Source organism: Romboutsia weinsteinii, assembly GCF_002250835.2.
Taxonomy (GTDB): Bacteria; Bacillota; Clostridia; order Peptostreptococcales; family Peptostreptococcaceae; genus Romboutsia_A; species Romboutsia_A weinsteinii.
The window spans coordinates 195735-206870 of record NZ_NOJY02000001.1; the positions used below are offsets into that span (position 1 = coordinate 195735).

The 11136-nt window shown below is 27.0% G+C and carries 15 protein-coding genes; 14 read left to right on the forward strand and 1 reads right to left on the reverse strand.

From position 1 onward, the window contains the following. Positions 1-102 precede the first annotated feature (102 nt). From CHL78_RS00910 to CHL78_RS00935, 8 genes are all read left to right on the forward strand, one after another. A complete protein-coding gene (locus CHL78_RS00910) occupies positions 103-414 on the forward strand; it encodes a tail assembly chaperone (RefSeq protein WP_094368475.1) in 312 nt (103 codons plus the stop codon). A gap of 336 nt (positions 415-750) precedes the next feature. Further along, positions 751-3573 carry a phage tail tape measure protein gene (locus CHL78_RS00915; protein ID WP_094368476.1) on the forward strand — a complete coding sequence of 941 codons (2823 nt, stop codon included), beginning with the start codon at positions 751-753 and terminating at the stop codon, positions 3571-3573. Positions 3574-3731: 158 nt separating this feature from the next. After that, complete coding sequence (locus CHL78_RS20625) at positions 3732-3896, forward strand: hypothetical protein (RefSeq protein WP_158540605.1); 165 nt, start codon at positions 3732-3734, stop codon at positions 3894-3896. A gap of 330 nt (positions 3897-4226) precedes the next feature. Next, complete coding sequence (locus CHL78_RS00920; protein ID WP_094368477.1) at positions 4227-4655, forward strand: hypothetical protein; 429 nt, start codon at positions 4227-4229, stop codon at positions 4653-4655. A gap of 471 nt (positions 4656-5126) precedes the next feature. Next, a complete protein-coding gene (locus tag CHL78_RS00925; protein WP_094368478.1) occupies positions 5127-5417 on the forward strand; it encodes a hypothetical protein in 291 nt (96 codons plus the stop codon). 1 nt (position 5418) lies between these two features. Beyond that, positions 5419-5790: a hypothetical protein gene (locus CHL78_RS00930; RefSeq protein WP_094368479.1), complete on the forward strand. Its 372-nt coding sequence runs from the start codon at positions 5419-5421 to the stop codon at positions 5788-5790. A gap of 29 nt (positions 5791-5819) precedes the next feature. Further along, the gene (locus tag CHL78_RS20630) at positions 5820-5996 is read left to right on the forward strand and encodes a hypothetical protein (RefSeq protein ID WP_158540606.1); all 177 of its coding nucleotides are present in this window, start codon (positions 5820-5822) and stop codon (positions 5994-5996) included. A gap of 13 nt (positions 5997-6009) precedes the next feature. Then, positions 6010-6501 carry a hypothetical protein gene (locus CHL78_RS00935; protein WP_094368480.1) on the forward strand — a complete coding sequence of 164 codons (492 nt, stop codon included), beginning with the start codon at positions 6010-6012 and terminating at the stop codon, positions 6499-6501. Positions 6502-6704: 203 nt separating this feature from the next. Here the strand turns inward: CHL78_RS00935 and CHL78_RS00940 are convergent, their stop codons facing one another. Continuing rightward, the gene (locus tag CHL78_RS00940) at positions 6705-6869 is read right to left on the reverse strand and encodes a type II toxin -antitoxin system TacA 1-like antitoxin (protein ID WP_116041153.1); all 165 of its coding nucleotides are present in this window, start codon (positions 6867-6869) and stop codon (positions 6705-6707) included. Between the two features lie 179 nt (positions 6870-7048). Here CHL78_RS00940 and CHL78_RS00945 point away from each other — a divergent pair, with 179 nt between their 5' ends. The 6 genes from CHL78_RS00945 (at position 7049) to CHL78_RS00970 (ending at position 11061) form a co-directional block, all read left to right on the forward strand. Further along, on the forward strand, positions 7049-7684 hold the full coding sequence (locus CHL78_RS00945; RefSeq protein WP_094368481.1) for a helix-turn-helix domain-containing protein: 636 nt from the start codon (positions 7049-7051) through the stop codon (positions 7682-7684). Between the two features lie 17 nt (positions 7685-7701). After that, positions 7702-8580, forward strand: a complete 879-nt coding sequence (locus tag CHL78_RS00950) for a ParM/StbA family protein (protein WP_094368482.1) — start codon at positions 7702-7704, stop codon at positions 8578-8580. Between the two features lies 1 nt (position 8581). After that, positions 8582-8881 carry a hypothetical protein gene (locus CHL78_RS00955; RefSeq protein ID WP_094368483.1) on the forward strand — a complete coding sequence of 100 codons (300 nt, stop codon included), beginning with the start codon at positions 8582-8584 and terminating at the stop codon, positions 8879-8881. A 43-nt stretch (positions 8882-8924) separates the two neighbouring features. Then, positions 8925-9281, forward strand: a complete 357-nt coding sequence (locus tag CHL78_RS00960) for a hypothetical protein (RefSeq protein ID WP_094368484.1) — start codon at positions 8925-8927, stop codon at positions 9279-9281. 75 nt (positions 9282-9356) lie between these two features. Then, the gene (locus tag CHL78_RS00965) at positions 9357-10523 is read left to right on the forward strand and encodes an HsdM family class I SAM-dependent methyltransferase (protein ID WP_158540607.1); all 1167 of its coding nucleotides are present in this window, start codon (positions 9357-9359) and stop codon (positions 10521-10523) included. Position 10524: 1 nt separating this feature from the next. Further along, complete coding sequence (locus tag CHL78_RS00970; RefSeq protein ID WP_094368486.1) at positions 10525-11061, forward strand: hypothetical protein; 537 nt, start codon at positions 10525-10527, stop codon at positions 11059-11061. The last annotated feature ends 75 nt before the right edge of the window (positions 11062-11136 follow it).

The following is an 11136-nucleotide window of genomic DNA, read 5'->3' on the forward strand; positions in this document are numbered from 1 at the left end:
AGGTGGTTTAAATTAGTTGCTTGACTATTTATATCTATAAAAATAAGGAATATTTTATGTATTCCTTAGAATTTAAAAATTAAACTTTAAGGAGTATGTAAAATGCAGAAGATTAAAATAAATGGAAAAGAATATAATATAAGTTTTAATTTTGGTGTAATAAAACGAGTTACTAAAGAGTGTAATTGTACTACGCCAGAAATGATAGCAAAATTAAGTGAAGGTGATTTAGATATTATATCTAGTGTTTTATATCACGGTATAAAACCAAATCATCCAGACTTTGAACAAAAAGAAGTAGATGCATTAAGTTTAGTAGAATTATTTGCTAGTTTTAATACCATAGGTCAATTAATGAATAATAGTATGCCTAAAGCAGATACATCAAAAAAAACACCGAAGAAAAAGAAATAAATCTTAAAGAAGATTGGGACTATGATTTTTTAACTTACATATACTGTACGCTATTAAATCATCCATTAGAAAATTTTGATGGAACAACACCAAGATTTTTATTTTCTCAATATGCTATTTATAAAAGAGTAAATGGTTTAGAGGATGTTAAAGAAAACAATGAAAAGAAATTAGACAAAATAGAAGATTTCTTTTAGTAAATGGGAGATAAGAAGGAGATAATTATATTTCCTAACTTATCTCCTATTTTTTTTACAAATAAATAAGAGCATATAAAGAGGTAGCCTAATAGCTATCTTTTTTTGTATGTGAAAAATAAGAAATGAGGTAAAAACTATGTCACAAGAAGTAATTAATAACTTAGTTGTAGAATTAGGTTTAGATAGTAAGGAATTTGAAAGTGGACTAAAGAATGTAAATAAAAGTACAAAACTATTAGAACAAAATTTCAATGGTGCTAAAAAGGCTTTAAATGTAGTTGAAAAAGACTTTGATAGTCTATCTAAAGTAATATCTAGTGGAGAAGGAGCAATACAGGCTTATTCTAAAAAGATAGATGCTTTAGGTGATGCGTACAAGGAGCAAGAAGGCAAGTTAAAAACATTTGTTAATAGACAAAAAGAATTGCCAGATATAATATCAAAAGCTGAAATGAAATTGAAAGAACTAGAAAGTACATTAGGAAAATCTAGTGATGAATATAAGAAACAAGAAAATAATTTAAAGACTTTAAAACAAGAATACGCAGGTATGGATAATACATTATCAAAAACTGTAAATTCAATGAGAAGTCTACAGAACCAAATACAACAGACCGAAACCAAAATGGCTACAGCTGAAAATGAGGTTAAACAGTTTAGAAACGAATTGGAACAACTAGATAATGTTGACAATTCTAACCTATCATCTATGTTTGATGGTATTGATATAGGTGATTTTGCAGGCGAAATAGATGGTTTAAGTGGTGGTTTAGATTTATTATCCCTTGGAGCTAAAGGAGCAGGACTAGCATTAGCTGGTATATTTGTTGGTGCTGTCATAGATGGAGCAAAGGACTATGATAGATTACTAACAGACCTTAAAATAACAATGGGACTTACAGAAGAAAAAGCAGGTGATTTACAGAAAAAGATAATGTCATTTGCTGATGGTGGATATAACATAGAAAGTATAGCAGATGCTGTACAATTATTGAGTCAAAGATTTAATATGACAGATGGTGAAATGGAGAAAGTATCACAAGGTATGTCTGTATTAAATAAATATGGATATGAAACTAATGATATGGTTCGTTTCATTACTATGGCTTATGATAATTGGGGAATGAGTGCAACAGATGCTATAGGTATGATAATCCGAGGACAGCAACAAGGTATGGATATAGCTGGTGATATGATGGATACATTCATAGAGTATACACCAATATTCGGACAAATGGGAGTAGATGGTCAAGATGCATTTAATCTAATAAATTCAGCAATGTTAGCTACAGGAATGGACTCTGATAAAGTAGCTGATATGATGAAGGAACTTACATTAACTATTACTGATGGTTCTAAAGCAAGTGCTGAAGCATTAGATAGTGTAGGAATAGACGTAGATGATTTAACATCAAGGATAGATAGTGGTAAAATCACTATGTCAGATGCATTCAAAGAAGTATCAACAGCTATATTAGGTGTAGAAGATGAAACAGCTAGAGCAACAGCACTACAAGATATTTTTAAGGGAACTGTGGAATATGGTAACCAAAGTGTACTAGAAAGTTGGGTAGATGTAAAAGATGGTGCATTAGATACTAAAGGTGCTATAGATGAAGTTACAACAGCATACGAAGGTTCTTATGAGGCATCACAACAAGATTTTAGTAATAGCTGGAATGAACTTAAGCAAACTATAGGTAGTGGAGTATTGCCTATTTTAACAACTGTTATGGACACTTTTAATCTATTATTTACAAGTGTAGGGCTAGGTGTAAGTAGCGTTGTTTTAAATGTTCAAACAATGGCTAATCAATTAAAAGCATTTTTCCAAGAAATACAAATTGGTATTTTAGAAACATTTGTTGATAATCCAATTGCTGAAAAGTTATTCCCAGGTATGGAAGAAAGACTAGCAACAGCAAAAACACAGCACGAAGAAACTATAAATTACATTCAAGAGAATGAAAGAAAGTTAGCTGAAAATGCTAAAGCAAGTGATGAACTTTATAAATCTAGTAAAGAACAAACTTTTAATGATACAAAGAATATAGCAGACCAAAAGACAAAAGAAACAGCTAATGTAATTGATACTAATACAAAAGATGGTGCTAATAAAGCTAAATCTAATATGGATACTATGAAAAATGATGTAGAAAGTTCATTGTCTGGATTGGGAAATATAGCATTAACAGAAACAGGTGAAATACCAAAGGCTACACAACAGAACTTAAATACATCATCACAGATTATAAAACAATTTGGTAGTGATGCTTACAATGGTGTAAAAACTAGTTTTAGTAAGTTAGAGCAATCAGCAAAACAATCTATGACTAATTTATATAATGGTGTATCTACTAGTATGTCCAAGACTAAGACTAATGTTATGCAAGATGCTACTACAATGTATAATCAATCAAAGAAGAGTTTCACAGCTTTAGAACAATCAGCAAAAAGTTCTTTTAGTAGCTTATATAATGGATGTTCAAATTCTATGGAACAGCTGAAAAATAGCGTTTTAGCTGATTGGAATACTATGAAGAATACTATTAGTAAAGGTATAACAGGAAAAGTAACTGTAACTAGAACTAACATTACTCAAAATAAGACAGAGAAAGCATCTTTAGGACTTATGGAAAATGTAAATAGTAGTATGGCTACACTTGCAAGAGATACACAGGCAATAGATTTCTATGGTTCAACTTATAAAGCTACACCGACAGCATCAAAAGCAACTAAGAATGTAGAAAAGATGAATGATAGTTTATTAAAGGAAACACAACAACAAAATAAACTATTAACAGAATTATTAGGTGCAATAATGGCTGAAAGAACTACAGTTATTGAAAATAATATAACTTTAGATGGAAAGCAAATAGCTAGAGGGACAGCAAGGTATATGGAAACTGAAATAAACACTATGAATAATAGAAAAGCAAGACTAGGTGGAGCTTTTTAAAAATAAGGTAATATCAATATATATTGGTATTGCCTATTTTTTTTATATCAAATAATAAAAAATAATGATATAATGAATATCTAAAGAAATCATAATCTAAGAGTGGTGGTTTCATATAGTCCTAGTTCCTACAGTAAGTAGGAAGGAGGTGAAACTATATGGAGCTAATGACAAAGTTTATCATAGGTACATTAGGTACTATTGTAATTGGTTTAGTTACCAACTACATATTTGATAAAATAAAAAACCACTCTTCTAGTGCAAATAGAAAGAGTGGTACGACTATTGAACTTGATATAAAATTTAAGTTCAATAAAAAATAACTATATGAAACTATAGAAACCACACTCTATTCCACTAGATTATGATTTCTTTTTTTATTAATATTATTATAACACATATACATAAAAAATAAACAACGGAATTATGAATATAAAATTAAAATAACATATATATTTTATAAAAAAGGTGATATTAGCACAATGTTGATATTGCCTTTTTAGTATAAATTACTCTTATATATATATAGAATTAAGTATAATTCAGATTGTACGTACATATTGAAAATACTAGACTTTAGGTGGTTTTATGATATAATGTAATTAGAAATGCTGGGGGTCAATATTATGCAATATATATTATAGGAGGAGTATATGGACAATTACAGAAAGAGGTTTAACAAACTTATATCAGAGCTATCAGAGTATACATTTTTTGAGTTAAAAGGTTGGTTAGCACATCATTGTGCTGATATTACAGATGGATTTGATGAAAATATGGATGATGAATATTTAGGGAAATTAAGGGAACATATTGATTATCTTGAAAAAGCATATGATATACAAAAAAATATTTTAAATGCTGGTGTAAATGAATTATCATCAATATTTGATTTTAATGAAGATGAAACTAATCATATCATATTTGAAAGTGTAGATGCTACACTAGAACATTTAAATGGACTATTTATAAAACAAGATATAATGACTATGGAAGTTACATATAAAGAAGTAGATGAAATAAGTAAAAGAGATATGGAAATGCTGTCAGATTTTATAGATAATGTTAGTATTACAAATTAAATAAAATTATCTTTTTATTTTAGAAAATATATTTTGATTTATTATAGTTTATAGTGCATTTGCTGAAATATAAAACAAATATATTATAGGTCACAAAATACACTATAATTAACATCCATTTACTGAAATATAAATTAAAATTAACTATAGGTCAGAATATGGATGTTAATTATAATATAAAAAATGTCTGTAAGACATAATAAATACTTTAATAAAATTATATTATATTTATGATATGTTACCGACATTTTTATATCCATATTATAAACTAACATATGAAATAATTAACGGTCTGTGCTTGACACAGACCAAGTCACAGCTTTAGCTGTGGCTATTTTTTTTGTTTAATATATATAGGTAATTAAGGTAACCTATTATTTTAAAAGTTTCGTTCGTTACCACTACGCTTCGCTACGTACTCCACTTCACATTGTTTATGGTAAGAATAAAAATAAATGAAGAGGTGAAGTATTGAATAATTTAGAAGTTGGTATGTGGCTGATGGTGTCTAATGCAAATAATGAAATTGATATTATAAATCATATATATACTTATGAATACTCTAAGAATGAATTAACAAATCTTTTAAAAATCAGATATAAACATAGTCCTTATATGATGCTTATAGACAAGAACTATGTAAATGATTTTAAGTTGATTAGTTCTACAGAAAGATTTAAGAATATAGATTATAAAACACTAGATTGTGGTGTGAACTATATGAAACTAGACGGAGATATAATATACAAAGGAGATAAATAATATGAAATTAATAAGAAAAGGAATATTGCCTAAAGAGCATATAATCAATGTGGGAGAAATAGAAGAGTTATTAAATATAGAAATCAACAATATATATAAATGCCTTATAGACTTAGAGAATGGTAGAGTAGGTATTATAAATATGTTTTATAATATAAACCTTGATTGTATTCATATACAAGTACAAGAATTAGGTATTTTAACTAATAATATTTTCATAGAGCAAGATTATTTATCCAATGAAGGTGAATTTGGATTACAGATAAGTGCTAGTAATGATAATTATGAATACTATGAAAAATATAAATTATTTATAAATGAAATGATATTTGAAATTTATAAAAATAATGAAAAGGTAGAAGAACCAGCATAATTAGCTGGTTCTTTTTATATGGAGAAATAATGAATTTAGATGAAATATACAAGGAAGAAACATCCCATAGAAGAAAGCAAGAAAGAAAAGAAAAATATAAAACTATAGATTATCTTGATACTTATGATGAAAGTGCTGATAAAAGAAATATCAATAGATTTAATGCTAAATATTATGATACTTATGAAAATAAATTTATAGATTAGGAGATTAAAGAGAATGAAAAGAAAATTAAAAAAGGTTACACCATATTGTTATAAGAGAGTTTTTGACTTAACTATGTTTAATAAGGAACTATTAAAATGTTATTCATTAGAACAAGCTAAATATTACTATATTGGTTCAAGTAATATAGGGACTAGAGATAGAAATAATAGATGGAAAAGCCATATTGTAGCTAGATATTCTATAGATAGAAATATATTAGATTTTATAACTAAATATAGAATGTTTCTTGAAGAGCAAAGTGATATGAATGCTAAAGAAATAGATAAATTACTATTTAATACATTAGAGATAGTATCACAGCATCAATCAATAGAAAATAGTAAAATATTTGAAAGTGACTTAATAGGTTATTATCAAATCTTACAAGCTACTAATGAAACTAGAAGTATAAAAGATAAAATTTTTATATTAAATAGTAGAGGTTCAAGTGTGAAAATCAAAGATGAAAAAGTAAAATTTAAGAGAAAATTATTCTTAGATTAATTGTGGAAAAGTCTGTGGATAAAATGTTAATAATTTAAATGGATGAAGTACCTTAGTTTTCATAAATCCGAAAACTGGGGTAATTCATATACCATTATTTTGGGTAAATGATTATCCGAAAGCTGGGGTAACTACAAGTACTAATATAATTACTAATACAAGTACTATATTAAATAAAAAAAGAGTGACTTTTGAAATCACTCTTAAAGTTCAATCTTATATTTAGATTTTAAATATTCAACTATAGCATTTACTATGAAATTAGAAACCTTTCTATTTTCTAGTTGAGCATACTCTTTTATAAGTTGATGTAGTTCTTTAGTAACAGTTATACCTAATCTATCATTTTTAGTTCTATCGACAGCCATATTAATATTCCTCCATAAAAATAATTATAATTTATTATACCACATAAGTGTTGTGATTTAAACACTTTCAGTAGTTAAAATTAATAAAGTGTTGTTACTTAACAAAAAAGTATTGCAAAGTGTTGTTACTTATAATATAATCTATTTATAGATTGAAACAGCAAAGGTGGTGAACAACAATGAGTTATACAGTAATAGATAATGAAATATTTGAAGATAAAAATTTAAAGCATACTGAATTTAGAGTTTTAGCATATCTAATAAGAAATTACAACGCATCAATGGGATATTCATTTCCAACTAGAGAACAGATAATCACATCTTGCAAAATGAATAAAGATACAGTAGGTAGTGTACTTAAGAGTTTAGAAGAAAAAGGTTATATAACTAGAAAAAATAATCCTTCTAAGTCTGGAAGAAATACGATTTATTTAATACATAAGTATTTAGTTGTTGAGGAAAGTTCACCAGCAAAACCTGTAAAGACAACAGAAGAACCTACAGTAGAAAAAGTACATAAAGATGAACAAGAAACAGAAGAGTTGATAAAAAAATTCTATGCAGGTGAAATAGAGATACAAGAACAAACGGAGCAAGAGGAATTAAAAGAAAAAATAGACGTATTCCAAGCTCATTTAAGTAGAGAAGTAAGTCATAATCTAATAGTTATAATAAAAGATTTAGATTGGGATGAAATAGTAAATGCAGATATGCAAATAAATACAAATAAAAAAGAAGATTATTGCACAGAGAAGTACATAATAAATGCAATTTATGATAATAAAAAAACACCAAAATTAAAACTAGTAAAATAAAAGGAGATTGAGTAATTATGTGTAAAACAGTAGATTTAGGAAATGGAAACTATAAATTATTAGCAGGGGATAAAAGAATAATGGATTGTAGCTATGTACAAGAAGTACAAGATACAGCATTTGGAGCGTGGCAAGTAAATGGAAAACACTATTTATTTGGTCAAAATGCAAAATCAAAAGTAGATACAAATAAGATAACAGAAAATAAAAAAGCATTATTAGGTAGAATTTTATATCCAATAACAGAAGATAAAGAAGTAACAGATATAAATGTATTAATGCCATTGAGTTTATATTTTGATAAACAAAATAGAGAAGATTTCCAAAAGTTATTAGCTGGAAATTATAAAGTATCTAATGATAATGGAGCAACTAAGAGTTTTAAAATCAAATCAGTAGATGTATATCCAGAGAGTTTCAGTAGTTTAATGACAAAGCCAGAACTATTAAAAGAACCAATATATCTAATAGATATGGGAAATTATGATGTATCTATGGTTTATGTTAATAAAACACCAGACCAAAATAAACTATATACAGATGTAAAAGGAATGGCTATAGTGTACAAGGAGCTTTCAAGAGTTCTAACAAGTAAAATGAGAAGGACAATAGATGAAGGTAATACAAAATTATTACTAGATAAATATGACACGTTACCAGAAGATATAAAAGTAGTTATAGATACTTTTATGAATGATTATATACAAACTAATATATACGATAGATTAGATGAAATACAATATGATGATTTAATCCATAGAGTAATAATGACAGGTGGAGGTAGTGTAGCACTAAAAAGATGGCTTAGAGAAGATGTGTTTATATTAGATGATGCTTTATTTAGTAATGTTGAAGGTGCAAAAATAGTAGCAACACGTAAGAAGGGAGCTAAATAATATGTCTAAACCAGATAAGGTACAAGTTAAGTTAATATTTGAAGGAGATATGCTAAAAGTATTACAAGATATATGTGAAGAAGAGTGTCGCTCAATCACACAACAAGTTCAATATATAGTTAAAAAATATCTCAAAGATGATTTAAATAAACTAAAAGTTAGTGATAGCAGAGAATGTAATTCAATGGTTCAAGATACTATCAAAGAAGAACCACAACAAACTATAGATGATAGTAAGGAACTTATAGAAGATAATAAAGAACAATCAATAGATGATGATATAATGGATTTTTTTAATTAATGGCTGGTGGAATACTAGCCTTTTTATATTGGAGGAAAACACAATGATATATGCTAAAAATATGAACATATATGATAATCATATAGATAACTTTAGATATAAACATCAATTAGAACAAGATAAAAAATACAAGTTACCATATATGGAGCAACACGGTTTTAGAAGAGAAAAATTTATAATAGATGATGTTATAGAAGATGTTTATTTATCGACTTGGAACTTTAGAATTAGAAACATAGATGATAAAAAAATTAAAGTTTCAATAATGGAATATCCGAATAGTTATGTATTAATGATAAGCTGGTGGATATATGGAAATCCAATTACAAAATTCTATGAGGGATTAGACCATATACCAACTTGGGATGAAATAGAAAAAATAGTAAAAAGTGATTTTTAAAAGCAGGTGAATATTTACCTGCTTTTTATTATGCAAAAAATTCAATAATTAATTTATGAAAATATGGAGGAAACAATGGGTAAAGAAACTAGAGAAAGAATAATAAACAATAATAGATGTTTAGATATATTAACTAAAGATAAAGAAAATATAACAGAAGATGAAAGAGCATTTTTAAAGAAGGAATATACAGGTTGGGGAAGTGTTTTAGGTAATACAGTAGGATTAGCACAATTCTTTACACCAGACCACGTATGTAAATTTATAGCTGAATATTTAAATCCAAGATTACCAGAAAATCCAAAGGTATTAGAACCAAGTGCTGGTGTAGGAGCTTTATTAAACTATATAAGAGAAGATGCAGAAATAACCTGTGTAGAGGTAGAACCTTCTCAATGTAAAATATTAGAATATACAGAACCATCTTATGAGGTTTTAAACATAAGTGCTGGTGAATTTGATAGACCTAATTATTATGATTTAGTAATAGGAAATCCACCTTTTAATTTAACTATAGAAACTCAAAAAGAATGGTCACTAAGAAAGAAAAATGGAAAAATAAATAGTGATGAATTATTCTTAGAGTTAGCTATACAATCAGCAAAAGAAGGTGGTTATATAGCTTTTATTTTGCCACAAAGTATTAACTATAAAGATAGTTTAAAAGGTATAAGAAAATTAATATACGATACTTGCTGGTGCATAGCTAACATTAGTTTACCATCTGAAACATTTGCTAGGAGTGGTACAAATATACCTGTAACACTTCTAATATTAAGAAAAGCACCAAAGGCACTACCAAAAGTTAAAACAACAAATCCTAAAGAATTAGGTGATGCAGAATTTATATTAGGACAGCCACCTGTTATTTCTATAGATATAACCAATATAGGATATGATAAAAAAGGAAAATTAACGCCTATAGACAAAGATGATGAAGAGTTTACACAATTAGATTATGTATCAGATTGTTTAAATGATGATTTAGTATTTGAAAATATATGCCCAGAGCAACCAGAGTGGTCAGAAAGAGATAAACCAATTCATAATTTTATATGTACAGGTCAAGCTGGATTAGCTTATAACTATGCAAGGAATGGAACTCACGAATTAATGCCTGTTATGTATAACCAATTAACATTAGGTAGAGGTTGTGAAATAGAATTTGAAGGTATCGAGTATTCAACTATGGATTGGAATGTAATGAATGAATTAATAGAAAAATATAAGGAGAAGAATTAAAATGTTTAGAATTGATAATGTAAATCCATTTTTAGGTGAATGTATACCTAAAAGATTAAAGTTAGATATAGGAATATCTATAGATAGCAATGAAAATAGAAATCCTAAAGTTAGAGAAGAATTTGAAATAATAAAAGATATATTACCGAAGATAGATAAAATTATGTATGAGAATACTTTAAATGGTGGTGTATTAGAATATATAAAACTTAATACAACAAGATATAATTCAGAATGGGGAACTTGTGCAATAACAATAGAACCTGTAATTAATTTAGATAAATTATTAAATAATGATTTTTCTAAATTATATATTATGGAATTAATTTATAAAGATAAAAATGATTTTATAGAAGATGATTTATATCTAAGTTCTATATATAGTGAAAATACGAATAAAGATATGCAAGAATTAAGAATTAAGGTTGATAAGATTAAGAAAGAGATAATAGAAAGTATTGGCTTAAGAGAAGAAATAATTCAAGATGAATTTGGAGAAGAACATAATTTATATTTTTATAATGAAGAAAGTATTTAAAAAGTACTTTCTTTTTTTACTTTTAAGAAATTTTTTGTAAATTATTAATTATGAGAGTTAAATTAAAGCTACTAT

Bases quoted from the DNA above. Each gene is read 5' to 3' on its own strand.
- CHL78_RS00910 (WP_094368475.1), top strand. From the start codon at position 103: ATGCAGAAGATTAAAATAAATGGAAAAGAATATAATATAAGTTTTAAT.
- CHL78_RS00915 (WP_094368476.1), top strand. From the start codon at position 751: ATGTCACAAGAAGTAATTAATAACTTAGTTGTAGAATTAGGTTTAGAT.
- CHL78_RS20625 (WP_158540605.1), top strand. From the start codon at position 3,732: ATGGAGCTAATGACAAAGTTTATCATAGGTACATTAGGTACTATTGTA.
- CHL78_RS00920 (WP_094368477.1), top strand. From the start codon at position 4,227: ATGGACAATTACAGAAAGAGGTTTAACAAACTTATATCAGAGCTATCA.
- CHL78_RS00930 (WP_094368479.1), top strand. From the start codon at position 5,419: ATGAAATTAATAAGAAAAGGAATATTGCCTAAAGAGCATATAATCAAT.
- CHL78_RS20630 (WP_158540606.1), top strand. From the start codon at position 5,820: ATGAATTTAGATGAAATATACAAGGAAGAAACATCCCATAGAAGAAAG.
- CHL78_RS00935 (WP_094368480.1), top strand. From the start codon at position 6,010: ATGAAAAGAAAATTAAAAAAGGTTACACCATATTGTTATAAGAGAGTT.
- CHL78_RS00940 (WP_116041153.1), bottom strand. From the start codon at position 6,869: ATGGCTGTCGATAGAACTAAAAATGATAGATTAGGTATAACTGTTACT.
- CHL78_RS00945 (WP_094368481.1), top strand. From the start codon at position 7,049: ATGAGTTATACAGTAATAGATAATGAAATATTTGAAGATAAAAATTTA.
- CHL78_RS00950 (WP_094368482.1), top strand. From the start codon at position 7,702: ATGTGTAAAACAGTAGATTTAGGAAATGGAAACTATAAATTATTAGCA.
- CHL78_RS00955 (WP_094368483.1), top strand. From the start codon at position 8,582: ATGTCTAAACCAGATAAGGTACAAGTTAAGTTAATATTTGAAGGAGAT.
- CHL78_RS00960 (WP_094368484.1), top strand. From the start codon at position 8,925: ATGATATATGCTAAAAATATGAACATATATGATAATCATATAGATAAC.
- CHL78_RS00965 (WP_158540607.1), top strand. From the start codon at position 9,357: ATGGGTAAAGAAACTAGAGAAAGAATAATAAACAATAATAGATGTTTA.
- CHL78_RS00970 (WP_094368486.1), top strand. From the start codon at position 10,525: ATGTTTAGAATTGATAATGTAAATCCATTTTTAGGTGAATGTATACCT.